24 protein-coding genes are annotated in these 23,999 nt (G+C 75.4%); 6 read left to right on the forward strand and 18 right to left on the reverse strand.

Going from position 1 to position 23,999, the window contains the following annotated elements; all coding sequences use genetic code 11:
- Positions 1 to 53: 53 nt before the first annotated feature.
- The 6 genes from ACRYM2_RS08210 to ACRYM2_RS08235 all read right to left on the reverse strand — a co-directional run bounded on the left by ACRYM2_RS08210 (position 54) and on the right by ACRYM2_RS08235 (position 4,614).
- Positions 54 to 152 (reverse strand): 30S ribosomal protein bS22, encoded by a 99-nt coding sequence (locus tag ACRYM2_RS08210; RefSeq protein WP_012085056.1) that lies wholly within the window; start codon positions 150 to 152, stop codon positions 54 to 56.
- Positions 153 to 367: 215 nt separating this feature from the next.
- Positions 368 to 568, reverse strand: a complete 201-nt coding sequence (locus tag ACRYM2_RS08215; protein WP_166617889.1) for a helix-turn-helix domain-containing protein — start codon at positions 566 to 568, stop codon at positions 368 to 370.
- Positions 569 to 770: 202 nt separating this feature from the next.
- Positions 771 to 1,886, reverse strand: coding sequence for an acetoin utilization protein AcuC (locus tag ACRYM2_RS08220; protein ID WP_432521417.1), 1,116 nt, complete (start codon positions 1,884 to 1,886; stop codon positions 771 to 773).
- Between the two features lie 109 nt (positions 1,887 to 1,995).
- The gene (gene proC, locus ACRYM2_RS08225) at positions 1,996 to 2,763 is read right to left on the reverse strand and encodes a pyrroline-5-carboxylate reductase (protein ID WP_432521418.1); all 768 of its coding nucleotides are present in this window, start codon (positions 2,761 to 2,763) and stop codon (positions 1,996 to 1,998) included.
- Positions 2,764 to 2,813: 50 nt separating this feature from the next.
- The gene (locus ACRYM2_RS08230; RefSeq protein WP_432521381.1) at positions 2,814 to 3,644 is read right to left on the reverse strand and encodes a sugar phosphate isomerase/epimerase family protein; all 831 of its coding nucleotides are present in this window, start codon (positions 3,642 to 3,644) and stop codon (positions 2,814 to 2,816) included.
- Position 3,645: 1 nt separating this feature from the next.
- Positions 3,646 to 4,614, reverse strand: a complete 969-nt coding sequence (locus tag ACRYM2_RS08235; protein WP_432521382.1) for a Ppx/GppA phosphatase family protein — start codon at positions 4,612 to 4,614, stop codon at positions 3,646 to 3,648.
- A gap of 55 nt (positions 4,615 to 4,669) precedes the next feature.
- On the opposite strand from ACRYM2_RS08235, the gene ACRYM2_RS08240 reads away from it, so the two are divergent.
- Both ACRYM2_RS08240 and ACRYM2_RS08245 read left to right on the forward strand, forming a co-directional pair.
- Complete coding sequence (locus ACRYM2_RS08240) at positions 4,670 to 5,512, forward strand: DUF3109 family protein (protein WP_432521383.1); 843 nt, start codon at positions 4,670 to 4,672, stop codon at positions 5,510 to 5,512.
- Positions 5,513 to 5,517: 5 nt separating this feature from the next.
- Entirely contained in the window at positions 5,518 to 6,219 is a 702-nt protein-coding gene (locus ACRYM2_RS08245) for a class I SAM-dependent methyltransferase (protein WP_432521419.1), read from the forward strand.
- Here ACRYM2_RS08245 and ACRYM2_RS08250 read toward each other — a convergent pair.
- Entirely contained in the window at positions 6,186 to 7,988 is a 1,803-nt protein-coding gene (locus ACRYM2_RS08250; RefSeq protein WP_432521385.1) for a putative bifunctional diguanylate cyclase/phosphodiesterase, read from the reverse strand. The genes ACRYM2_RS08245 and ACRYM2_RS08250 overlap by 34 nt on opposite strands.
- Positions 7,985 to 9,229: a GGDEF domain-containing protein gene (locus tag ACRYM2_RS08255; RefSeq protein ID WP_432521386.1), complete on the reverse strand. Its 1,245-nt coding sequence runs from the start codon at positions 9,227 to 9,229 to the stop codon at positions 7,985 to 7,987. Before ACRYM2_RS08255 ends, ACRYM2_RS08250 begins: the two co-directional genes overlap by 4 nt.
- A 170-nt stretch (positions 9,230 to 9,399) precedes the next feature.
- On the opposite strand from ACRYM2_RS08255, the gene ACRYM2_RS08260 reads away from it, so the two are divergent.
- From ACRYM2_RS08260 to disA, 3 genes are all read left to right on the forward strand, one after another.
- A complete protein-coding gene (locus ACRYM2_RS08260; RefSeq protein ID WP_432521388.1) occupies positions 9,400 to 9,765 on the forward strand; it encodes a hypothetical protein in 366 nt (121 codons plus the stop codon).
- A 90-nt stretch (positions 9,766 to 9,855) separates the two neighbouring features.
- A complete protein-coding gene (gene radA / locus ACRYM2_RS08265) occupies positions 9,856 to 11,241 on the forward strand; it encodes a DNA repair protein RadA (RefSeq protein WP_432521390.1) in 1,386 nt (461 codons plus the stop codon).
- A gap of 154 nt (positions 11,242 to 11,395) precedes the next feature.
- Positions 11,396 to 12,481 (forward strand): DNA integrity scanning diadenylate cyclase DisA, encoded by a 1,086-nt coding sequence (disA, locus tag ACRYM2_RS08270; protein WP_432521392.1) that lies wholly within the window; start codon positions 11,396 to 11,398, stop codon positions 12,479 to 12,481.
- Between the two features lie 29 nt (positions 12,482 to 12,510).
- Here disA and ACRYM2_RS08275 read toward each other — a convergent pair whose 3' ends face one another.
- On the reverse strand, positions 12,511 to 13,173 hold the full coding sequence (locus tag ACRYM2_RS08275) for a hypothetical protein (RefSeq protein ID WP_432521393.1): 663 nt from the start codon (positions 13,171 to 13,173) through the stop codon (positions 12,511 to 12,513).
- A gap of 153 nt (positions 13,174 to 13,326) precedes the next feature.
- On the opposite strand from ACRYM2_RS08275, the gene ACRYM2_RS08280 reads away from it, so the two are divergent.
- On the forward strand, positions 13,327 to 14,241 hold the full coding sequence (locus tag ACRYM2_RS08280; RefSeq protein ID WP_432521395.1) for an HhH-GPD family protein: 915 nt from the start codon (positions 13,327 to 13,329) through the stop codon (positions 14,239 to 14,241).
- A gap of 36 nt (positions 14,242 to 14,277) precedes the next feature.
- On the opposite strand, the gene arfB is transcribed toward ACRYM2_RS08280, so the two are convergent.
- From arfB to ACRYM2_RS08325, 9 genes are all read right to left on the reverse strand, one after another.
- Positions 14,278 to 14,703 (reverse strand): alternative ribosome rescue aminoacyl-tRNA hydrolase ArfB, encoded by a 426-nt coding sequence (gene arfB, locus ACRYM2_RS08285; protein WP_432521396.1) that lies wholly within the window; start codon positions 14,701 to 14,703, stop codon positions 14,278 to 14,280.
- Between the two features lie 45 nt (positions 14,704 to 14,748).
- The gene (locus ACRYM2_RS08290; protein ID WP_432521397.1) at positions 14,749 to 15,279 is read right to left on the reverse strand and encodes a gluconokinase; all 531 of its coding nucleotides are present in this window, start codon (positions 15,277 to 15,279) and stop codon (positions 14,749 to 14,751) included.
- Complete coding sequence (locus ACRYM2_RS08295) at positions 15,276 to 15,851, reverse strand: amino-acid N-acetyltransferase (RefSeq protein ID WP_432521398.1); 576 nt, start codon at positions 15,849 to 15,851, stop codon at positions 15,276 to 15,278. Before ACRYM2_RS08295 ends, ACRYM2_RS08290 begins: the two co-directional genes overlap by 4 nt.
- A 96-nt stretch (positions 15,852 to 15,947) precedes the next feature.
- Positions 15,948 to 18,452, reverse strand: coding sequence for an ATP-dependent Clp protease ATP-binding subunit (locus tag ACRYM2_RS08300; protein WP_432521399.1), 2,505 nt, complete (start codon positions 18,450 to 18,452; stop codon positions 15,948 to 15,950).
- A gap of 302 nt (positions 18,453 to 18,754) precedes the next feature.
- Positions 18,755 to 19,939, reverse strand: a complete 1,185-nt coding sequence (locus ACRYM2_RS08305; protein WP_432521400.1) for a Gfo/Idh/MocA family protein — start codon at positions 19,937 to 19,939, stop codon at positions 18,755 to 18,757.
- Positions 19,936 to 20,637 (reverse strand): hypothetical protein, encoded by a 702-nt coding sequence (locus tag ACRYM2_RS08310; RefSeq protein WP_432521401.1) that lies wholly within the window; start codon positions 20,635 to 20,637, stop codon positions 19,936 to 19,938. Before ACRYM2_RS08310 ends, ACRYM2_RS08305 begins: the two co-directional genes overlap by 4 nt.
- Complete coding sequence (locus ACRYM2_RS08315) at positions 20,634 to 21,536, reverse strand: carbohydrate ABC transporter permease (protein WP_432521402.1); 903 nt, start codon at positions 21,534 to 21,536, stop codon at positions 20,634 to 20,636. Before ACRYM2_RS08315 ends, ACRYM2_RS08310 begins: the two co-directional genes overlap by 4 nt.
- Positions 21,536 to 22,504 (reverse strand): carbohydrate ABC transporter permease, encoded by a 969-nt coding sequence (locus tag ACRYM2_RS08320; protein WP_432521403.1) that lies wholly within the window; start codon positions 22,502 to 22,504, stop codon positions 21,536 to 21,538. The genes ACRYM2_RS08315 and ACRYM2_RS08320 overlap by 1 nt, the downstream gene beginning before the upstream one ends.
- A 72-nt stretch (positions 22,505 to 22,576) precedes the next feature.
- On the reverse strand, positions 22,577 to 23,935 hold the full coding sequence (locus ACRYM2_RS08325; protein ID WP_432521404.1) for an ABC transporter substrate-binding protein: 1,359 nt from the start codon (positions 23,933 to 23,935) through the stop codon (positions 22,577 to 22,579).
- Positions 23,936 to 23,999 lie beyond the last annotated feature (64 nt).

The raw sequence follows: 23,999 nt of genomic DNA on the forward strand, positions 1-23,999 counted from the left end.
GAACGGGCGGGCCCCCCGGTGGGGAGCCCGCCCGCGCGGTGGCTGCAGTCAGCTCACTTCTTGTTGCGGCGCTGGTGGCGCGTGCGGCGGAGCAGCTTGCGGTGCTTCTTCTTCGCCATGCGCTTGCGCCGCTTCTTGATCACAGAGCCCAAGGGGTCCTCGCTCACTCGACGTGTCGACTCGTGCCGGCTGGTGCCGGCGGGTGCCGGCCGCAGCCGGCGTGCCGCTCGCGCGGCAGACCGTCCTGGAGTCTACCGGCCCGCGCGGGCGCCGCGTCGTCCCACCACCGGCCGGTGCGCCCGCACGGGTGCCCCGGCCGGCGCCGCACCGGGGCCCGCCGGCCGCCCCGGCGTGGCGGCGTGCGCTCTCACGCGGTGTCGATGTAGGACTGGCGCAGGTACTCGTGGACGGCGTCCTCGGGCACCCGGAAGGAGCGGCCGACCCGCACCGCGGGCAGGTCGCCGTTGTGCACCAAGCGGTACACCGTCATCTTCGACACGCGCATCATCGACGCGACCTCGGCCACGGTCAGGAACCGGACCTCGGACAGCGGGCGGTCCTCAGGCATCCCCACAGCACCCTTCACCTCGCGCGCCAGCGGTGCGCCGTCCCCCGCGGACGGCCCGGTGGGGGCGCGGTCAGCCACCACTGTAGGGGCAGGTGTGACGTGCGTGGAAGATCTCCGTGTCCACCAAGTCACGGAGCGTGACCTAAACGCCCCGTGACCAGCGATGACGCTCGGTAAAAAGGTTCAGGACCGCACGTCCCGCTCAGTCGAAGTCGGGGTCCAGGCCGTGCAGCGGGAAGGCCGCGCGCCGCGTCGCCAGGATCGCGCGGTCCACCGCGTCCCCCGGGTCGTAGCCGGAGTCCCAGCCCGCGAACGCCACCTGGGCACCGTCCGTCATCGTCCGCGGGGCCTCCCGGCCCAGGACCTCCAGCACGTGGCGGCGCCACGGCTCCGGCAGCGGCGTCTGCGGCGGCAGCGGCTGCTGCGAGGCCTCCGCCACCAGGTGCGCCCAGGTCCGCGGCACGACGTCGACGACCTCGTAGCCCCCGCCGCCCAGCGCCAGCCAGCGCCCCCCGGCGGCCGAGTGCGCCAGCGCGTGCATCGACGAGGCCGCCGCGCGCTGCGCGTCCACCGACACCACCAGGTGCCCCAGCGGGTCCAGCGCGTGGGTGTCGCACCCGTGCTGGGTCACCAGCACGTCCGGCCGGAAGGCGCCCACCAGCTGCGGCACGACCGCGTGCACCGCCCGCAGCCAGCCCGCGTCCCCCGTGCCCGCCGGCAGCGCCAGGTTCACCGCGGAGCCCAGCGCCCCGGCACCCCCCAGCTCGTCGGCGAACCCCGTGCCGGGGAACAGCGTCGTCCCCGACTCGTGGACGCTCACCGTCAGCACCCGCGGGTCGTCCCAGAACACCGCCTCGGTGCCGTCGCCGTGGTGGCAGTCCAGGTCGACGTAGGCCACCCGCTCGGCGCCGTCGCGCAGCATCGCCACGATCGCCGCCGCCGCGTCGTTGTAGACGCAGAAGCCGCTCGCGCAGCCCGGCTTGGCGTGGTGCATGCCGCCGCAGAAGTTCACCCCGTGCAGGGTGCGGCCCGCGACCAGCGCGCGGCCCAGGTCCACCGAGCCGCCGACGATGCGGGCCGCGGCCTCGTGCATGCCCGGGAAGGCCGGGTCGTCCTCGGTGCCCAGGCCGAAGACCTCCTGCGCCTGGCGCGGGTCCGCCGAGGCCGCCTGCACGGCCCGCACGTAGTCCTCGTCGTGCACGCTCGTCAGCAGCTCGTCGTCGGCGGGTTCCGCCGAGACCACGCGCACCCCCGGGCGCTCGAACAGCCCCAGCTGCTCGCACAGCCGGGCCGTCAGGTCCAGCCGGATGGGGGCCATCGGGTGCCAGCGGCCGAAGTCGTAGCCGTTGAAGGCCGGGTCCCACACCACCCGCACCACGTCCTGCGCCACGTCCTGCACCTGCTCGTCCTGCACCTGCTCGTCCACCTCAGCCCCCCGACAGCTGCTTCGAGCGGGCCGCCGCGGCCTCGACCGCGGCCACCAGCGCGGCCCGCACCCCGGACTCGTCCAGCTGGCGCAGCGCCGCGGCCGTCGTGCCCGCCGGGGAGGTCACCTGCTCGCGCAGCACCGTCGGGTGCTGCCCCGTCTCGCGCAGCATCGCCCCCGCGCCCACGACGGTCTGCACGACGAGCTCGGTGGCGACCGCCCGCGGCAGCCCCAGCAGCACCCCCGCCTCCACCATGGCCTCCACGACGTAGAAGACGTAGGCCGGGCCGGAGCCGGACAGCGCCGTCACCGCGTCCAGGTGCTTCTCCGCGAGCACGACCGTGCGCCCGCACGAGCGCAGCAGGTCCTCGGCCTCGGCGAGGTGCTCGTCGCCGCACGCCGCACCGGCCGCCAGCGCCGCCATGCCCTCGTCGACCAGCGACGGCGTGTTCGGCATCACCCGCACGACGGCCGTGCCCGGCGCCAGCCTCGCCTCCACGGCCGCGGTCGTCACGCCCGCGGCCAGCGAGACCACGAGGGCGCCCGGCGCCAGGTGCGGGGCCAGGGAGTCCAGCAGGTCGCCGAGGTCCTGCGGCTTGACGGCGAGCACGACCACGTCCGCCCCGGCCACCGCCGCCACGTCGTCGACGACGCCGACGCCGAAGCGCTCGTGCAGCTCGCGCCCGCGGCCGGCGCGCCGGTCGACCACGAGCACCCCGCCCGGGTCGCGGCCGGCGCGCAGCAGACCGCCCAGCAGCGTCTGGCCCATGACCCCGGCGCCCACGAGCGCCAGGCGCCGCGGCGCGCCGCCCACCGCGCTCACCGGGTCACCCGCGCGGGCGCCAGGTGCGTGCGCGCGAACTCCAGCGTGCGGGCCAGCAGCTCCTCGCGCGCCGCCCGCCCGCGGGCTCTGCGGGTGTTCACCTCTGCCACCACCGTCCCTCCGAAACCGCTGCGCACCAGCTCGGCCAGCGCGGCCGCGACCGGCTGCGCCCCCTCGCCGGGCACCAGGTGCTCGTCCTTGACCGAGCCCGACCCGTCGCACAGGTGCACGTGGGCCAGGCGCTCGCCGAACGCGCGGGTCAGCTGCAGGCAGTCCTGACCGCTCGTCGCGGCGTGGGAGTAGTCCAGCGTCAGGTGGCGGTAGCCGACGTCCGCGGGGTCCCAGCCCGGCGCGTACGCCACGACCTCCCGCCCGCGCGCCCGCCAGGGGAACATGTTCTCCACCGCCAGCACGACCCCCGTGCGCTCCTCCAGCCGCTGCACGCCCGCCACGAAACCCGACGCGTACTCGCGCTGCCAGCGGAACGGGGGGTGCACGACGACCGTGCCCGCGCCCAGCGAGGCGGCCAGCTCGGCCGAGCGCTCCAGCTTGCCCCACGGGTCCCCCCGCCCCCAGGTGCGCTGGGTGAGCAGCAGCGTGGGGGCGTGCACCGACAGCACGGGCACGGCGAAGTGGTCCACGAGGCGCTGCAGCGCGGCGCCGTCCTGGCTGACCGGGTCGGTCCACACGAGGACCTCGACGCCGTCGTAGCCCAGGCGGGCGGCGATCTCGAACGCCGCCGTCGTGGACTCCGGGTAGGAGCACGTCGTCGACAGCCCGACCCGGATGGGCGCGGGGTCCGCTCGCGGCCCGTCCACGACGACCACGCTAGAGGGCCCCGGCCCCGGCGCCGTCCAGCAGGCGGGCGTCGGCGCCGATCGCGTCGAGGCGGCGCAGGATGATCCCCTCGCGCAGCGCCCACGGGCACACCAGCGCCTCCTGCACGCCCAGCAGCTCGAAGGCGGCCTCGGCCACGAGCGCGCCGGCCAGCAGCTGCGGTGCGCGCTCGGCGCTGACGCCCTCCAGCTCGCAGCGCCGCTTGAGCTTCATCTCCGCCAGCCGCGGCACCCACGGCGCCAGGTCGGCCAGCCGCAGCTCGCGGCGCACCGCCGGGCCCTGGTCGCTGGGCGCCGCACCGCACAGGCGGGCCAGGCTGCGGAAGGTCTTGCTCGTGACCACGACGCGGTCGGGGGTGCCCGCGCGCGTGACCTCGCGCACGCGGGAGGCGATCTGCTGGCGCACGTAGCGGCGCACCTCGCGCACGGCCTCCGGCGCGGGCGGGTCGCCCGGCAGCCGGTCGCGCGTGAGGCGCCCGGCGCCCAGCGGCAGCGAGAACGACACGTCCGGCACCTCGTCCAGGCCCGCCGCGACCTCCAGCGAGCCGCCGCCGATGTCGAGCACGAGCAGCCGCCCGGCCGACCAGCCGAACCAGCGGCGCACGGCCAGGAAGGTGAGGTCGGCCTCGGCGGTGCCGGGCAGCACCTGCAGGCGCACCCCGGTGGCCCGCTCGACGTGGTCGAGCACCTGCTCGCCGTTGACGGCCTCGCGCACGGCGGAGGTGGCGAAGGCGAGCACCTGCTCGGCGCCGGCGTCCTCGGCCGCGGCGGCCGCGGCGGCCACGGCGTCGGTGAGCGCCTCCACGCCCGAGGGGTCGATCGCCCCGTCGGCGTCGAGGTGCTCGGCCAGCCGCAGCAGCCGGCGGGTCGAGGTGGCCGCCAGCGGCTGCGCCCCGGGGTGGGCGTCGACCACGAGGAGGTGGATGGTGTTGGAGCCCACGTCGAGCACGCCGAGACGCATCCGGCGACCGTACTGGACGCCGGGGGCGCCCCCGCACGCCGCGTACCCTTCCTCGGTGAGCGTCGAGACCCCGCTGGACAGCGCCCGGCTGTGGCTGGAGTTCCCCGACCCCGAGGACGCGGCCGCGGCCGACGCCGGCGCGGGGCCCGGGCACCAGCCGGACACCGTCTACCGCGTCGACCTGACGTGGCTGACCAGCGACTACACGTGCATCTTCGGCAACGGCTGCCCCGGCATCTACGCCGACGCCCCCGACGTCGGCTGCTGCACCCTGGGCGCGCACTTCACCGAGGACGCCGACGAGGAGCGCGTGGCGCGGGTCGTGGCCACCCTCGGCCCGGGCACCTGGCAGTTCCTCGAGGAGGGCCGCCCCGAGCGCGGCGGCTGGACCGAGGTCGAGGACGGCGCCCGCAAGACCCGCGTGCACGAGGGGGGCTGCATCTTCGCCAACCGCCCCGGCTTCCCCGCGGGCGCCGGCTGCGCGCTGCACCTGCAGGCGCTGCAGGACGGCGTGGACCCGCTGGCGTACAAGCCCGACGTGTGCTGGCAGCTGCCGCTGAAGCGCTCCTACCGCACCGTCGAGCGCGGCGACGGCAGCAGCTACCTGGAGGTGAGCATCGCCGAGTACGACCGCCGCGGCTGGGGCGAGGGCGGGCACGACCTGGACTGGTACTGCACGGGCAACCCCGCCGCCCACGTCGGCAGCCGGCCGCTGTTCCGCAGCATGGAGAACGAGCTGCGCGAGATGATCGGCTCCCCCGCCTTCGAGGAGCTCGCCCGCCACTGCGAGTCGCTGCTGGCCCGCACCCGCACCGCCGCCGGGCCCACCACGGCCCACCGCCGGCTGCTGCCGCTGACGGTGCACCCCGCCGACCGGGCCCGCCGCGCGCAGCCGTGACGCAGCTGCCCGGGGTGGTGCCCAGCCCCAACGTGTGGAACTCCCCCGACGTCTACGAGCTGGAGAACCTCGCCGTCGACCGCGGCGGGCGCATCGAGGCCGCGATGCGCGCCGTGCGCGACTGGGCCGGCCAGGACGTCCTCGACGTCGGCTGCGGCACCGGCTTCCACCTGCCCCGCTTCGCGGCCGACGCCCGCTCGGTCACCGGCGTCGAACCGCACCCGCCGCTGCTGCGGCGGGCGCTGGAGCGCGTGCGCGGCCTGGAGCCCGCCGTGCGCGAGCGGGTCCGGGTGCTGCACGGGGCGGCCGCCGCGCTGCCCCTGCCGGACGCGAGCGTCGACGTCGTGCACGCCCGGTGGGCCTACTTCTTCGGGCCCGGCTGCGAGCCGGGCCTGGCCGAGCTGGAGCGCGTGGTGCGCCGCGGCGGCACCGCCTTCGTCGTCGACAACGACGCCACCGCGTCCACCTTCGGGCGCTGGTTCACCCGCTCGCTGCCCGGCCACGACCAGCTGGCCGTGGACCGCTTCTTCGCCCGGCGCGGCTGGAGCGCGCAGCGCCTGCTGGTGGCCTGGGAGTTCGAGACCCGCGCCGACCTGGAGGCCGTCGTGCGCATCGAGTTCCCCCCGCGCCAGGCCGCCGCGATCCTCGCCGAGCACGAGGGCACGAGCGTCGACTACGCCGTGCTCGTGCGCTCGCGGGGCTTCTGAGCCCCCTCGCCCGGCCCCTCGCCCGGCCCCTCGCCGTCCCGCCCGAGCAGGTGCGCCACGACCGCGTCCGCCGGCATCGGCCGGGCGAACAGGTACCCCTGCCCCCACGTGCAGCCCGCGTCCCGCACGATCGCGCGGGCCTGCTCGGTCTCGATGCCCTCCACGACGGTCAGCAGCCCCAGGGCCGCGCTGAGCGAGGCGATGCCCGCCAGCACGGCCCGCCCGGAGGGCTCGGTGTGGTCGTCGACGAACGACTTGTCGATCTTGACGACGTCCACCGGCAGCCGCCGCAGGTACGACAGCGACGAGTAGCCGGTGCCGAAGTCGTCCAGCGCGGTCCGCACGCCCAGCGCCCGCAGCGCCAGCAGCGCCGAGCGCGCCGCCTCCAGGTCGCCCACCGCGGCGCTCTCGGTGACCTCCAGGCACAGCGCCGCGGCCGGCACGCCGGCGTCCTCCAGCGCCCGGCGCACCTGCTCGGCCAGCCCCGGCTGCACGAGGTGGCGGCTGGAGAGGTTGACGCCGACCTCGAGGTCGTCGCGGCCGGTCCCCTCGCGCCAGCGGCGCAGCTGCGCCAGCGCGCTGGTCAGCACGTGCGCGCCGAGGTCGAGCACGAGGTCGCTCTCCTCCGCGATCGGCACGAACACCGACGGCGGCACCGGGCCGCGGTCGGGGTGGCGCCAGCGGGCGAGGGCCTCGAAGCCCACGGTCCGCCCGTCGGCCAGGTCCACCAGCGGCTGGTAGACGACCTCCACGCCGCCCCCGGCCAGCGCCGCGCGCAGGTCCGCGGCCAGTTCCGCGCGCTCGTGGGCGGCGTCGAGCAGCCGCTGGGAGAACGGCACGCCCACGTCGCCGCCGGCCGCCTTGGCGGCGGTCAGGGCCACGTCGGCCTGCCGGAACAGCCGGCGGGCGGGGTCCTGGACACCGGCGGGGTCCTCGCAGACGGCGGTGCCGGCGCTGGCGGTCACGACGACGGCGCGGCCCTCCACGAGCACCGGCCGGCGCACCTGCTCCAGCGCCCGCTCGGCCAGCACCGCCGCGGCGACGGCCACCGGCCGCGGCCCGCCGCGCAGCAGGACGGCGAACTCGTCGCCGTCGAGGCGGGTGAGGAGGCCGTCCTCGCCGACGAGCGCGGCGAGGCGGCCGGCGACGGCGCGCACGACGGCGTCCCCGCCGGAGTGCCCGTGCCGGTCGTTGACGGCCTTCAACCCGTCGAGGTTGAGCAGGACCACGCCCAGCGCGGCGGCGTCGCCGGCGGCCTCGGCGACGCGGCGCAGCAGCTCGCGCCGGTTGCCCAGGCCGGTGAGGGCGTCGTGGGTCGCCGCGTGGCGCAGGGCGTCCGCGCCGCGGCGCAGCTCGGTGACGTCGCGGCAGTTCCAGACGATGCCGCGCACGCCCGGCACGCCCAGCGCGTCGCTGAAGCGCACGCGCACCCAGCGGACCTCGCCGGTGCTGCGCACGACGAAGCGGTGCTCGCTGTCGACCGGGCCCTGCCCGCGCACGGCCGCGGCCAGCCGCGCGCGCACGGCGGGCAGGTCCTCCGGCAGCACCCAGCTCAGGGCGTCGCGGCCGACGAGCCAGCGGCGGTCCAGCCCCCAGCGGGAGGTGAAGGTGGGCGAGGCGAACGTGATGACCGCGTCGGCGGTCGTCACGAGGACCTCGTCGCTGGCCTCGCGGGCCAGCACCTCGTAGCTCGGCGCGGCCAGCGGCGCCGCGACGGCGCGCAGCCGGTCGCGCAGCAGCGCCAGCCGGTCGCGGCGCGGCGCGCTCACGCGGGCACCTGCGCACCCGGGGCCGCACCCGGAGCCGCGCCCGGCGCCGCGCCGGTCAGCCGGACCGCGTTGCGCCCGGACGCCTTGGCCGCGTACAGCGCGGCGTCGGCGGCGGCCAGGGCGGCCTCGAAGCCCGCACCGCTCGCCACGCCGACGCTGACGGTCACCACCCCGGTCCCCTCCGGGCACCCCGGGCGGCCCGGGTGCGGCAGCCGCAGCTCCTCCACCGCCGCGCGCAGCCGCTCGGCGACGGCCCCGGCACGGGCCCCGGCGGGCACCGCGCCGTCCGCCGCGTCGCCGAGCAGCACCGCGAACTCCTCCCCGCCCACGCGCGCCAGCACGTCCTGCGGCCGCAGCTGCGCGCCGAGCGCCGCCACCACGCGGCGCAGGCACTCGTCGCCCGCCACGTGGCCGCAGCGGTCGTTGTAGGTCTTGAAGCGGTCGACGTCGACCATGAGGACGGTCACCGGCGCCTCCCCCGCCGGCACCCTGCCCAGCAGGCCCCGCCGGTTGAGCGCACCGGTCAGCTCGTCGCGCTCGGCGGCCGCGGCCAGCGCCTCGATGAGCTGCTCGCGCTCGCGGGCGAGGGCGTCGGCGCGGCGCTGGGCCAGGAAGCGGGCGCGCTCGCTGGTCTCCACGTGCACGGCCATCACCAGGCCGAACAGCCCCGCGACGGCGACGGCCAGCAGCCCGGCGAGCTCGGTGGGCACCGGGTCGACGGCCAGGGCGCTCTGCGCCCAGGCGAACCCCGCCAGCAGCGAGACCAGCGCCAGCGCGGCCTGCCGGGCGTCGGAGCGCACGAGCGTCGTGAAGAAGACGACGACGACGAAGGCGCCGCCGAAGTAGGCGCCGCCGAGCGCGTCCGGCGCCCGGTGCTGCACGAGGGTCAGGACGGCGACGAGCAGCAGCGCGACGGCCGCGACGAGCGGGCCGTCGACCCCCGAGCCCGGATGGGCGCGCAGCCGCGCGCCGCGCAGCAGCAGGCCGAGCAGGACGACCGGGGTGACGACCCCCAGGCGCAGCAGCAGGGAGAGGGCGAGCACCTCGGGGGCCAGCACCGCGTCGACGAGGGCGTAGGCGTCGAAGAGCAGCAGGCCCAGCAGCGCCGTCGGCACGAACCAGCGGGCGCGCGCCAGCGAGCGGGCCCGCCGGTAGTCGGCCTCCACCTCGGGGGCGAAGGGCGCCAGCCCCGCCCGCAGGCCGCGGGGGCCGGTCCACCCGGCGGTCGCTCGTCCGTCCACGCCTGGGGATCGGCGCGCGGACCCGCCCGCTCCAGCCCCGCTCACCCGACCGGGCGCACGGGCGGGCGCACGGGCGAGCGCACGGGCGGGCGCACGGGCGGGGCCCGCCCGCGGCGCGAGCGCTCCACCCGGGGTCGCACGAGCGGGCACGGACGGTGGATGATGGGGCCATGAGCGCGCACGCCACCCCGCCGGTGCACCACGAAGAACAGCGCTTCCGCGCCCCGGTCCGCTGGTCCAAGCCGAGCAGCGGCACCCTCGTCGCCCTCGGCGTGTGGGTGGTCGGGCTCGTCCTCGCCGGGCTCGTCCCGCTGCTCCTGCTCGGGGCCGACCCCTACGAGTCGGCCGCCGGCGGCCTCATCGTCACGGGGCTGTGCTTCACGCTCGCCGGCTCGCTCGTCATGGTCCTGTCCGCCTACCTGCTGTACCGCAAGAGCGGCAGCATCGGCGCGGCCATCCTCGCCTTCGTGCCCAGCTTCGTCTTCGCCGTCCTCGGCATCCTCATGGCCACCATGAAGGTCCTCTACGGCCAGTGACCCGCCGGCCGGCGCCCGGCCGCTCCGCCACGACCCGCTCCCCCGCCGGGGGTGCGGGTCGTGTCGTACCCGGGCCCTAGCGTCGTGCCCGTGCCGACCAGGACCACCGCCAAGACCGCCCGCCCCGGCTACCGCTGCGCCGAGTGCGGCTGGACGACCGCGAAGTGGGTGGGCCGCTGCGGGGAGTGCCAGGCCTGGGGGACGGTCGAGGAGGTCGGCAGCACGCCGGTGCGCACGACCGTCGCGGCCGCGGTGCGCGAACCCGCCCGCCCCATCGCCGACGTCGACGTCGAGGCCGCGCGGGCGGCGCCCACGGGCGTGGACGAGTTCGACCGCGTCCTCGGCGGCGGCCTGGTGCCCGGGGCCGTGGTGCTCATGGCGGGCGAGCCGGGTGTGGGCAAGTCCACGCTGCTGCTGGACGCGGCCTCGCGGGTGGCCTCCAGCGGCCGCACCGTCCTGTACGTGACGGCCGAGGAGTCGGCCGCGCAGGTGCGGCTGCGCGCCGAGCGCATCGGCGCGCTGCGCCCGCGGCTGCTGCTGGCCTCCGAGACGGACCTGGCGACGGTCCTCGGCCACGTCGAGCAGTCCTCCCCGGACCTGCTCATCGTCGACTCCGTGCAGACCGTCGCCTCCGGCGCGGTCGAGGGCGCGGCCGGCGGCGTCTCGCAGGTGCGCGAGGTCGCCGGGGCGCTCATCGCCGTCGCCAAGCGGCGCGCGCTGGCGACCCTGCTCGTCGGGCACGTCACCAAGGACGGCTCCATCGCCGGCCCGCGCACGCTGGAGCACCTCGTCGACGTCGTGTGCCAGTTCGAGGGCGAGCGGCACTCCCGGCTGCGGCTGCTGCGGGCGGTGAAGAACCGCTACGGCCCCACCGACGAGGTCGGCTGCTTCGACCTCGGCGAGGACGGCATCACGGGCCTGGCCGACCCCAGCGGCCTGTTCGTCTCCAGCACCCCCGAGCCGGTCGCGGGCACCTGCATCACCGTGACCCTGGAGGGGCGGCGGCCGCTGCTGGCCGAGCTGCAGTCCCTCGTGGCCGCCGAGACCACGCCCGGCAACGCCCGGCGGGTGACCAGCGGCCTGGAGTCGAGCCGGGTGGCCATGGTGCTCGCGGTCTGCCAGCGCCGCCTCGGCGTCGCCATCGCCAACCGCGACACCTACGTGGCCACGGTCGGCGGGGTCAGGCTCACCGAGCCCTCCGTCGACCTCGCCGCCGCGCTCGCGGTCACCAGCGCCGCCCTCGACCGGCCGCTGCCGGCGGGGCTGGTCGCCCTCGGCGAGGTCGGGCTGGCCGGGGAGGTGCGCCCGGTCGGCGGCGTCCCGCGCCGGCTCAGCGAGGCCGCCCGGCTGGGCTTCACCGCGGCCGTCGTGCCCGCCGGGTCGGTGCCCGCCGGCAAGGCCCCGGAGGGGATGGCCGTGCACGAGGTCGCCACCCTCGCCGACGCCTGCCGGTGGGCGCGGCTGACCTCGGGCTGACCCCGGGGCTGACCTCGGGCTCGCTGCGCACCGGCCCGCGACGGGGCCGCGGCCGGGCCGCGCCGGCGGCGGCGGGGCGGGTGCCCACCCGTCCCACGCGCCCCGCCGCTAGACTCCGGCCACCAGGCTCGACGTACGTGGGGAGGTGGGCCCGGTGGCGACCGCTGACCGGACTCCCGAGGAGATCCTGCGCGCGACCCTGGCGATCCTCGCCCCCGGCACGGAGCTGCGCGACGGTCTCGAGCGCATCCTGCGCGGGCGCACCGGTGCCCTCGTGGTGCTGGGCTTCGACCGCGTCGTGGACGCCCTGTGCACCGGCGGGTTCACCCTCGACGTGGAGTTCTCCGCGACGCGGCTGCGCGAGCTGGCGAAGATGGACGGCGCGATCGTGCTGGACCGCGACGTCTCGCGCATCCTGCGCGCCGCCGTGCAGCTCGTGCCGGACTCCACGATCGAGACCAGCGAGTCGGGCACCCGGCACCGCACCGCCGAGCGGGTGGCCAAGCAGACGGGCTTCCCGGTCATCTCCGTCTCCCAGTCGATGCGGATCGTCGCCGTCTACACCGGCAACCGCCGCTACGTCCTGGAGGGCTCCGACGCCATCCTGGGCCGCGCGAACCAGGCGCTGCAGACGCTGGAGCGCTACCGCGCCCGCCTCGACGAGGTCACCGGGACGCTGTCGGCGCTGGAGATCGAGGACCTCGTCACCGTCCGCGACGTCTGCTCGGTCGTGCAGCGCATCGAGATGGTCAGCCGCATCGCCGACGAGATCGCCGGGTACGTGGTCGAGCTCGGCGTCGACGGCCGGCTGCTGTCCCTGCAGCTGGACGAGCTCGTCGGCGGCATCGGCCCGGACCGCGAGCTGGTCGTGCGCGACTACCTGGAGGCCAGCCGGCACGAGGGCCCGCTGGAGGCGGTCCTGGACGCCCTGGCCGGGCTGAGCTCCGCCGAGCTGGTCGACCTGTCGCAGGTGGCCCGCGTGCTGGGCTTCTCCGTGGGCGGCGACTCCCTGGACTCCGCCGTCAGCCCCAAGGGCTTCCGGCTGCTCAACCGGGTCCCGCGCCTGCCGGGGGCCATCGTCGAGCGCCTGGTGGACCAGTTCGGGGACCTGCAGAAGCTGCTCGCGGCGAGCATCGACGACCTCATGACGGTCGACGGGGTCGGCGAGCAGCGCGCCCGCGCCGTGCGCGAGGGCCTGTCGCGGCTGGCGGAGTCCTCGATCCTCGAGCGCTACGTCTGAGGCACCGCCCCCGTGCGGGGCGGTCGGGCTCAGCCGGAGAAGCTGACGGTCACCGGCGCGGCGGCGACGCCGTTCCAGGTGCCGGTCACGGTGTAGGTGCCGTCGGGCACCATCTCCTGCCCGTCCGGGCAGCCGGCGGCCGAGCGCTGGCGCGACCACGTGGTCGTCATCGACCTCGACGACTGCGGTTCCACCTCGTAGACCTGCGAGGACGTCGAGGACTGGCAGTCCTCGCTGGACCAGACCTGGGCGCCGGAGGCGTCGGTCGCCACGAAGGTGCGCATCCCGCTGCCGACCTCGACGCTGCAGGTGACCGGGGAGACGTTCTGCACGGTGAGCGCGAACTTCGGGGTGCGACCGGGACCGTACGTCGTGGCGTCGGAGGTCAGCAGCACGCTGAGCGCGGCGCCCTCGCAGGGGGCGACGGCGGCGGACGTCGTCGCGGTGGCCGTGGGCGATCCGGTGGGCGATCCGGTGGGGCTCCCGGTCGGCTGCGCGGTGAGGGTGCTGGCGACCTGGGAGGGGTCGATCTGCTGGGCGGCGGGCTCGCCGGCGGCCCGCTCGGAGGTCAGCGCCCGCACGCCGAGGACGGCGAGGAGGACCACCGCGAGGAGGACCAGGACGGCCAGCAGGCGGCGGCGCCAGTAGACGCCCCTGCGCTCGGGTCCGACGGGGTGCAGCACGCTGCTCACGGCGCGACCGTAGGCGGCGCGGGCAGCGGCGTCGAGCAGGCGCGCCGCAGGAAGGCTTGCCGCGCAACGCAACCACCCTCAGTGCGGTGCCGCTCACCCTGCGCGGTCGCGCAGGGCCGGGGACGTCCGCGCCGCGTGCGACGATCGTCGGCGATGACGACCACCGCTCCGCCCGGCGCACCCGGGACCGACGACGTGCCCGACCTGCACCTGCGCCTGCTCGACTGGTACGACGAGAACGCCCGCGACCTGCCCTGGCGCGACCCCGCCTGCTCGCCGTGGGGCGTGCTCGTCAGCGAGGTCATGCTGCAGCAGACACCCGTCGCGCGCGTGCTGCCCGAGTGGACGGCGTGGCTGCGGCGCTGGCCTGAACCCGCCGACCTGGCCGCCGAGGCGCCCGGCGAGGCGGTGCGGGCGTGGAACCGGCTCGGCTACCCGCGGCGGGCGCTGCGCCTGCACGCCGCCGCCGTGGCGATCCGCGACGAGCACGGCGGCCGGGTCCCCGACGACCACGCGCAGCTGCTCGCGCTGCCCGGGATCGGCGCCTACACGGCGGCGGCCGTCGCCTCGTTCGCCTTCCGGCAGCGGCACGCCGTCGTCGACACCAACGTCCGGCGCGTCCAGGCCCGGGCGGTCACCGGCGCCGCCGAGCCCGCCCCCGCGCTCACCGCCGCCGAGACCCGGCTGGCGGTGCGGCTGCTGCCCGAGGACCCGCCGACCGCGGCCCGCTGGGCGGTGGCCGTCATGGAGCTCGGGGCCCTGGTCTGCACCGCGCGCGCCCCGCGCTGCCCGAGCTGCCCGCTGGCCGACCGCTGCGCCTGGGTCCTCGCCGGCCGCCCCGCCCACGACGGCCCGGCGCGCCGCGCCCAGGCGTGGGCGGGCACCGACCGGCAGGTGCGCGGGAAGCTGCTCGCGGTGCTGCGCGCCGCCGACGGCCCCGTGGGGGCCGCCGAGCTCGCGGCCTGCTGGGACGAGGCGGTGCAGCGCGCGCGGTGCCTGGACGGCCTGGTGGCCGACGGCCTCGTCGAGCCGCTGGAGGACGGCCGGTTCGCCCTGCCCCGGTCCTGACGGGCCGCGCGCCGGTGCCGGCGGGACGGTCCGCCGTCAGTCGCCGGTGCTGCGGCGCAGCTTCTTGACGTCGCCGCGCTGCCGCTTGGCGTCCAGGCGCCGGCGCTGCGAGCCCTTCGTGGGCCTGGTGGGCCGCCGCCGCGCGGGTCCCGGGGCGACGGCCTCGGCGAGCAGCTCGCGCAGCCGCTCCGCGGCGGCCTGCCGGTTGCGCAGCTGGGCGCGGTGCTCGGAGGCGACCACCGTGACGACCCCGTCGACGAGCCGACCCTCCAGGCGGCGCAGCGCCCGCTCGCGCAGGTCCTCGGGCACCGAGGGCGAGCGGGCGAGGTCGAAGGACAGCTCGACGCGCGAGTCGGTCGTGTTCACGCCCTGGCCCCCGGGACCGCCGGCGCGCGAGAAGCGCTCGCGCAGCTCCGCGGCCGGGACCCTGAAGCGCGCGGTCACCCGCAGCTGCCCGTCCACGCCCCGCCCCTCCTCCGCTCCGCCACGTGCCGACCGCCCCACGGCTCAGGCCAGGTAGGGCTCCAGGTGCCGCAGCACGTCGGCCAGCACCTTCTCCTCCCCACCCTCCACCCGCACCTGGAAGCCGCGCTCGTCGGGCTGCAGGTCCTGCAGGGTCTCCAGCTGGCTGTGCAGCAGGGAGGCGGGCATGTAGTGGCCCCGGCGGTGGGCCATGCGCTCCTCGAGCACCTCGGCGGGCACCACGAGCTGGCAGAAGACGACCGACGGGTGCCCGTCGCGCAGCACCTCGCGGTAGGCGCGCTTGAGGGCGGAGCAGGTGATGACCACGTCCTCGCGCAGCTTCTCGCGGTCGCCGATCCAGGTGGCGATGTCGGACAGCCACGGCCAGCGGTCCTCGTCGTCGAGGGGGTGGCCGGCGCGCATCTTCTCCACGTTGGCCGGCGGGTGGAAGTCGTCGCCCTCGGAGTACTTCCAGCCCAGCCGCTCGGCGGCCTGGGTGGCCACGGTCGTCTTGCCGCTGCCGGAGACCCCCATGACGACGACGGTGGTGCTGGCGGGTCGGGTCGGGTCGGTCATGCGCGCTCCTCGTGCCGTCCGGCTGCGGGGACGACCCGCAGCATCCTGCTGTTGCCCAGGGTGTTGGGCTTGACGCGGGCCAGGTCGAGGAACTCCGCGACACCCTCGTCGTGGCTGCGCAGCATCTCGGCGTAGACGTCCTGCTCGACGGGCGTGCCCTCGATCTCGGTGAAGCCGTGCCGGGCGAAGAAGGCGGTCTCGAAGGTCAGGCAGAACAGCCGGGTGACGCCGAGGTCGTCGGCGCGCTGCAGCAGCGCCTCGAGGATGCGGGAGCCGACCCCGAGGCCGCGCACGCCGGGGTCGACGGCCAGGGTGCGGATCTCGGCGAGGTCCTCCCACAGCACGTGCACGGCCCCGCAGCCGACGACGCGGCCGGCCTGCTCGGCGACGACGAACTCCTGGACGGCCTCGTAGAGGGTGATGAGCTCCTTGCCGAGCAGGATGCGCTGGCGGGCGTAGTCCTCCACGAGCCGGCGGACCGCGGGCACGTCGCCGGTGCGCGCGGGGCGCACCACGACGGGTGCGGCGGCGGGTGCGGGCTCCGGTCTGGCGGGCTCCGGTCTGGCGGACACGGCGCGATCCTCGCAGACCCCGCACGCGCGACGGCCCGGCACCCCGTGGTGGGGTGCCGGGCCGTCGATGCGGTGGCGCCGGTGGCGCCGGTGAGGTCAGTCCTCGCCGTTGCCGTCCCCGACGGGGACGGTCACGGGCAGGTCCTCCTTGGAGGTGCCCTCGAAGGTGAACCTCTCCTCCACGCCCTCGCCCGCGGTGTCCACCGAGACGATCTGACCCGGGCGCAGCTCGCTGAAGAGGATCTTCTCCGAGAGCACGTCCTCGATCTCGCGCTGGATCGTGCGGCGCAGCGGCCGCGCGCCGAGGACCGGGTCGTAGCCCTTGGTCGCCAGCAGGCGCTTGGCGGACGGGGTGAGCTCGATGCCCATGTCCTTGTCCTTGAGGCGGTCGTCGACCCGCTTGATGAAGAGGTCGACGATCTGGACGATCTCCTCCTGCGTCAGCTGCGGGAAGACGACGATGTCGTCGACGCGGTTGAGGAACTCCGGCCGGAAGTGCTGCTTGAGCTCGTCGTTGACCTTGGCCTTCATCCGCTCGTAGTTCGTCTGCGTGCTCTGCGACCCTGCGGCGAACCCGGTGCCCACGCTCCTGGAGATGTCCCGCGTCCCCAGGTTCGTCGTCATGATGATCACGGTGTTCTTGAAGTCCACCATCCGACCCTGCGAGTCGGTCAGGCGACCGTCCTCCAGGATCTGCAGCAGCGAGTTGAAGATGTCCGGGTGCGCCTTCTCCACCTCGTCGAAGAGCACCACCGAGAACGGCTTGCGGCGCACCTTCTCCGTCAGCTGACCACCCTCCTCGTAGCCCACGTAACCCGGAGGCGAGCCGAACAACCGCGAGACGGTGTGCTTCTCGGAGAACTCGCTCATGTCCAGCTGGATCAGCGCGTCCTCCTCACCGAAGAGGAACTCCGCCAGCGCCTTGGCCAGCTCCGTCTTCCCCACCCCCGTCGGGCCGGCGAAGATGAACGAGCCACCGGGACGCTTGGGGTCCTTCAAACCCGCCCGGGTGCGCCGGATCGCCTGCGAGAGCGCCTTGATCGCATCGTTCTGGCCGATGACGCGCTTGTGCAGCTCCGCTTCCATGTTCAGCAGCCGCGAGGACTCCTCCTCGGTCAACCGCACCACCGGGATGCCGGTGGAGACGGCCAGGACCTCCGCGATCAGCTCCTCGTCGACCTCGGCGATGACGTCCATGTCCCCGGACTTCCACTGCTTCTCGCGCTCGGCCTTCTGCGCGAGGAGCTTCTTCTCGCCGTCGCGCAGCGAGGCGGCCTTCTCGAAGTCCTGCGCATCGATCGCGGACTCCTTCTCCCGGCGCACGTCGGCGATGCGCTCGTCGAACTCGCGCAGGTCCGGCGGTGCGGTCATGCGGCGGATGCGCAACCGGGCGCCGGCCTCGTCGATCAGGTCGATCGCCTTGTCCGGCAGGTAGCGGTCGTTGACGTAGCGGTCGGCCATGGTGGCCGCCGCCACCAGCGCGGCGTCGGTGATGGAGACCCGGTGGTGGGCCTCGTAGCGGTCGCGCAGGCCCTTGAGGATCTCGATGGCGTGCGCCAGCGTCGGCTCGGGCACCTGGATCGGCTGGAAGCGCCGCTCCAGCGCCGGGTCCTTCTCGATGTGCTTGCGGAACTCGTCGAGCGTGGTGGCGCCGATGGTCTGCAGCTCGCCGCGGGCCAGCATGGGCTTGAGGATGCTGGCGGCGTCGATGGCGCCCTCGGCGGCACCGGCACCCACCAGGGTGTGGATCTCGTCGATGAACAGGATGATGTCGCCGCGGGTGCGGATCTCCTTGAGGACCTTGCGCAGCCGCTCCTCGAAGTCACCGCGGTAGCGGGAGCCGGCGACGAGCGCGCCGAGGTCGAGGGTGTAGATCTGCTTGTCCTTGAGGGTCTCCGGCACCTCGCCGCGCACGACGGACTGGGCCAGCCCCTCGACGACGGCGGTCTTGCCGACACCCGGCTCCCCGATGAGGATGGGGTTGTTCTTGGTGCGCCGCGAGAGCACCTGCATGACGCGCTCGATCTGCGGGTCGCGCCCGATCACCGGGTCCAGCTTGCCCTCGCGGGCGGCCTGGGTGAGGTTGCGCCCGAACTGGTCGAGCACCAGCGAGCCCGAGGGGGTGCCCTCCTGCGGGCCGCCGGACGTCGCGGGCTCCTTGCCCTGGTAGCCGGAGAGCAGCTGGATGACCTGCTGGCGCACCCGGTTGAGGTCGGCGCCCAGCTTGACCAGGACCTGGGCGGCGACGCCCTCGCCCTCGCGGATCAGCCCGAGCAGGATGTGCTCGGTGCCGATGTAGTTGTGCCCGAGCTGCAGCGCCTCGCGCAGCGACAGCTCCAGGACCTTCTTGGCGCGGGGGGTGAAGGGGATGTGACCGGACGGGGCCTGCTGGCCCTGCCCGATGATCTCCTGGACCTGCTCGCGGACGGCGTCCAGGGAGATGCCCAGCGACTCGAGGGCCTTGGCGGCGACGCCTTCGCCCTCGTGGATCAGGCCGAGCAGGATGTGCTCGGTCCCGATGTAGTTGTGGTTGAGCATCCGGGCCTCTTCTTGGGCCAGGACGACGACCCGTCGGGCGCGGTCGGTGAACCTCTCGAACATGCGGCGCTCCTCGCGGGTGGTCGGGTCTGCGGGGCGTGCACCTCGCCGACCATTCCGATGCTAGTCCCGAGCCCCGACAGTCTCACTCCCGTCGGCGTCGGACGCCGGGGGCGAGGCGGTCGGAGCCCGCTCGTCCAGTCCAACTTGCGCCTCCGGCGGGCTGTTCCGCCACGTCGTTCGCTGGTGGCGTAGCCGCTCAGGTCCGCCCGACGGCGCCCGCGCGCCCCCGCCGGGTGTCCCCGGAGCCCCCGGGGGACGCCGGGCGGGCCGCCGGCCCGGCGCAGGCGCGGGCCGGGCCGGGCTCAGGCGGACGGCGGCGCGGGCTGCACGGCCGGGACGCCGGCCGGCTGCGCGGCTCCGGGGGCCCAGCGGGGGTCCAGCTCGGAGAAGGTGGCCAGCCGCCCGGCGGCGGCGGCCACGAGCTCGTCGACGCCGCGCACGACGCAGCGCCGGTCGTCCCCCTCCTGGAGGACCTGCACGAGCTCGGGCGGGACCGGGCGGGGGTCGGGCGCGGTGCGGACGGCCTCCAGGACGGCGGTGAACGCCGCGGTGCGCTCCAGCGGCACCAGCAGCGCCCCGGCGGGGTCCCCGCGGTGCTCCAGCAGGTCCTCCAGCAGGTCGCGGCGGGTGTGCTGCTCCACCACCGTCCCCTCCGGGGTCGACCAGGTCACCTCGTCGCGGGTGTAGCGCAGCGTCGCGCTGCCGCGGCTGCCGCGCAGGGTGACGGCGGGCTCGCGCGCGGTGGCGGCGCACAGGGTGACGGCGACGACGATCGTCGTGCCGCGCGCCGTGCGCAGCCGCAGGCAGGAGGTGTCGTCCGCCTCGATGGGGTTGGCCCGGTGCAGCTCCAGCTCCACGGAGGCCAGGGAGGCGGCGTCCTCGCTGCCGTCCAGGCGCAGCGCGGTGGCCACGGCGTGCGCGAAGGGGTTGGTGAGGGCGCCGTCGACGACGGGCCTGCCCTCGAGGGTGCGCCGCCCGGCCCAGCGGGCGCGGCTCCAGTAGCTGTCGGCGCGCTGCCAGGTGCCTGTGGCGCCGATGCCGCGCAGCGTCCCGAGGCGGCCCGCGGCGACGTCGGCGGCCACGGCGGGCAGGGCGCTGGAGCCGAGGCTCTGGAAGCCGACCTGCACGTGGCGGCCCGCGGCGGCGGCGGCCCGCTGCAGCTGCTCGAACTCCGCCCAGGTGGCCGTCGGCGGCTTCTCCAGCAGCAGGTCGGCGCCGGCCTCCAGCGCGGCCAGCGCGATCGGGGCGTGGGTGGGGATGGGGGTGACGACGACGGCGACGTCGGGGCGCACGCGGCGCAGCGCCTCGTCGAGGTCGTCGGTCCACGGCGCCGTCCCGGACAGCGCGGTCAGCTCCTCGTCGGGCGGTGCGGTGTCGCAGACCCCCCCGAGCTCCAGGCGGCCGGCGTCGGCCAGGCGGCGCAGCCGCTGCAGGTGGCCGCGCCCGTGCCCGTGGGCCCCGACGAGCAGGACGCGCGGCCGGCTCACCGCCCGCGCCCGTCCGGGCCGGCGCCGGTGGCGGGGGCACCGGTGCCCGGGGCGAGGTGCGGGAGCACGAGGCGGCGGTGCACGGCGTGCAGGGACAGCACCCACAGCGCCGGCAGGACCAGGAAGACGCCGGGCAGCAGCAGGCTCAGCAGGACGGCCACGGCCGTGGCGGCGAGGGCCGCCGCCCCGGCGAGGGGGGCGCGGCGCAGCGCCAGCCAGCCGCCGGCCAGCGCCGAGCGCCAGCTGCGCCCCCGCGGGCCGTCGGCCAGCTGCGGGACGCCCAGCAGGACGGCCGCGAGCAGGACGGCGCTGACGGCGAGCAGCGCGAGCGCGGCGAGGTCGCCGCCGGGGACGGCGCCCGAGCGCAGCAGGTCCTGCTCCAGCACGACGACCAGCCCGGCGAGGACGGCCAGGGCGCTGACGAGGCAGCCGGGCGCGAAGCGGCGGCCGAACTCGCGGGCGGTCTGCGACCACGGCGGCAGCTCGTCGGCGTCGGCCCAGTGCCCCACCGCCCGCGACAGCGTCGCGACGACGGCGCCCAGCGGCAGGACGCACACCGCCAGCAGGGCCGCGACGAGCCCCAGCAGGCACAGCTCCGAGATGCGCCGCACCTGCTCCTTCCAGCCCCGCCCGGAGCCGGTCTCCTCGGGAGCGCGCCGGCGCCGGGGACGGGGGGCCGCCACCACCGGGGCGCTCACCCCTTGATCCCGCTGGTGTTGATGCCCTCGACGATGAGGCGCTGGAAGACCAGGAAGAAGAGGAAGACCGGCACCAGGCTCAGGACGGACATCGCGAACATCGGGCCGACGGCGTTCTGCCCGGAGGAGTCCAGGAAGAGCCGCAGGCCGATGGGCAGCGTGTACTTGGCGATGTCGTTGAGGTAGACCAGCTGGGAGAAGAAGTCGTTCCAGGTCTGGATGAACGAGAAGACCGTCGTCGTGACGAGGGCGGGCTTGGTCAGCGGGAGCACGATCCGGAAGAAGGTGGCGAAGGGCCCGCACCCGTCGATGGCGGCGGCCTCGTCCAGCGTGCGCGGGATGCCGCGCATGAACTGGACCATGAGGAAGACGAAGAACGCGTCGGTCGCCAGGAACTTGGGGACGATGAGCGGCAGCGGGGTGTTGACCCAGCCCAGGGCGTTGAACAGGACGTACTGGGGCACGACGAGCACGTGGTGCGGCAGCAGCAGCGTGCCGATCATCAGCGCGAACCACACCCCCCGCAGCGGGAAGCGCAGCCGGGCGAACGCGTAGGCGGCCAGCGCGCAGGAGACGACGTTGCCGACGACGACGCCGACGGAGACGACGACGCTGTTGACGAAGAAGCGGGCGAAGCTGACGCCGGGGATCCCCGACCACCCGTCGGCGTAGTTCCCCGGGGTGAACGACTCGGGCAGGATGTTGAGGTTGTTCGAGATTTCCTGCGGGGACTTGAACGACGTCCCGACCATGTAGACGATCGGGTACAGCGCGACGACCAGCAGGGCCACCAGGACGACGTGCGCGACGATCCCGCCGCGTCCGCGCGCCGGGCGCCCGCCCGAGGGTGCCTGCGGTGCGATCGGCGCGGAGGCCAGCGTGCTCGGAGCGGTGGTCATCAGTGCTCCCCCTCGTCGGCGTAGTGGACCCACAGCGAGCCGCTGCGGAACACGATGGCGGTGATGATCCCCAGCACCAGCAGGAAGCCCCAGGCCATCGCCGAGGCGTAGCCCATCTGGAAGTCGCCGAAGCCGCGCAGGTACAGGTAGAGCGTGTAGAGCAGCGTCGAGTCCGCGGGACCGCCGGTGCCGCCGCTGATGACGAACGCGGCCGTGAACCCCTGGAAGCCGGCGATGGTCTCCAGCACGAGGTTGAAGAAGAGCACCGGGGACAGCATGGGCAGGGTGATGTGCCAGAACTGCTTGAACCGGCCGGCGCCGTCGAGGGCACCGGCCTCGAACAGCTCCGCGGGGATCTGCTTGAGCCCCGCCAGGAAGATGACCATCGGCGCACCGAACTGCCAGGCCGCCAGCAGCACCAGCGTGCCCAGCGCGGTGGAGGGGTTGGTGATCCAGCTGCGCCCCTCGATCCCGACGAGGCCGAGGATCTCGTTGAGCGCGCCCTGGCCGCCGAAGAGCGTCTGCCAGACGATGGCGATGGCCACGCTGCCGCCCAGCAGCGAGGGCACGTAGAACAGCGACCGGTACAGGCCGACACCGCGCCGGTCGCGGTAGAGCAGCAGCGCGACGCCGAGCGCGACGGCCAGCTTCAGCGGCACCGAGACCACCGCGAACAGCAGCGTCGCCTTGACCGAGTTCCAGTACTGCGGGTCGTCGGTCAGCATCCGGACGTAGTTCTCGACCCCGATCCACTGCGGGGACTGCAGCAGGTCGTAGTCGGTGAAGCTCAGGTACAGCGAGTACAGCATCGGGAAGAGGGTGATGCCGAAGAGGCCGATGAACCACGGCAGCAGGAACGTGTAGCCCGCGACCGCCTCGCGCCGGCGGCGGGGGCTGCTGCCCCGCGAGCGGGCTCCGGCGCTGGTGCGCGCGTCCACGCGCGGTGGGCGGTGGGCCGTGTCGGCCATGGTGACGCTCCTGTCCGTGTGCTTCGTCGGAGGCCTCGTCGGGACGGTCATCGCGGGGCTCGCGGCGCCGGGTCAGCTGCCGGCGCGCTTCAGGGCGGAGTTGCCCTGGGAGACGAACTCCGCGGCCGCGGCCGCGGCCTCCGCACGCCCGAAGGCGACGTTCTCGGCGGCGGAGGTGAGCAGCTGCCCGATCTGGGAGTCGCCCTGGGCGGGGACCGGCGGGGTGTCGCCGGCGGCGGCGGTCACCCGCTCGTCGAAGGCCACGACGTACTTGAGCTGCTCGTCGAAGGCGGGGCTGATGGCCTCGCGGACGGCGCTGTTGGGCGGCAGGCCGCGCTCGGTGCCGAGGGCGGCACCTGCCTCGGGGTCGTTGTCGAAGAAGTTGATGACGTCGACCGCCGTGGGGATGTTCTTGCCGCGCGCGTAGGCGGTGAAGAACTGCGAGGGGCGGGCGTAGGCACCGGAGAGGTCGCCGGGCAGCGGCACGAGCTGGAGCTGGTGGTCGGTGGCCTTGGCCAGCTCGGTGAGCTGGTTGTCGTAGGAGAAGGTGGCCACCGTCTGCTGGGTGGCGACGGTGTTCTTGGAGATGTCACCGGCGTTGGCGGGCTGGCTCACCTCGGCGGGCGAGGCCCCCTTGCTGTCGCGCAGGTCGCCCCACATGGTGAACCACTCCGTCAGCTCGGCCTCGCCGAAGCCCAGGGCCTGTCCGTCGTAGAGGGCCATGTCGTTCTGGCGCAGCCAGTACTCCAGCCAGTTGAGGTTCGCGCTCTCGTCGCGGGTGCCCCACAGGCCGCCCGTCGCCGTGGTGACCTGGGTGGCCCAGGCGGCGAACTCGTCCCAGTCGGCCCAGCCCGTCTCGGCCGGCAGCAGGTTCAGCGGCTGGAGCACGGTGGCGTCGACGGCGACCGCCTGGGTGTTGGAGGCCAGCGGCATCGCGTAGAGCTTGTCGTCGACCTTGCCGGTGTCGATGAGCTTGGCGTCGATCTGGTCGGTCTTCAGCGTCTTGCCCACCCAGGGGGTGAGGTCGGCGATGACGCTCTTGTTGGCGTACTCGCGCAGCGCCCGGTTGTCGATCTGGATGATGTCCGGCGCGTTGCGGCCGGCCGCCGAGGTGTTGATCTTGTCGTAGTAGCCGCTGTAGCCCTGCCACTGGGTCTTGAACGTGACGTTGGGGTGGGCCGCGGTGTAGAGGTCGAGCACCTTCTGGGTGTTCTCGGCGCGGGCCGGGCCGCCCCACCAGGCGACGGTGAGGACGACGGGCTCGGTGGTCTCGGGGCCGGCGCCCGCCGCGGAGCCGCCCGCGGCCGCGCTCTCGTCGTCGCCGCCGCAGGCGGCCAGGCCGAGCATCGAGGCGCCGAGCGCGCCGGCGAGGAAGGACCGGCGACCGGGGACGGCGAGGCGGGCCGCGGAGCGCCCGGTGGGGGTGGTCATCGTGATCTCCTTCGATCGGTGACGGGCCCGGCGGCGGCGGCGCTGCCTCCCGGCTCGCCCCATT

It is taken from the genome of Kineococcus aridisoli (assembly GCF_050871885.1).
In the GTDB taxonomy this organism is placed as follows: domain Bacteria; phylum Actinomycetota; class Actinomycetes; order Actinomycetales; family Kineococcaceae; genus Kineococcus.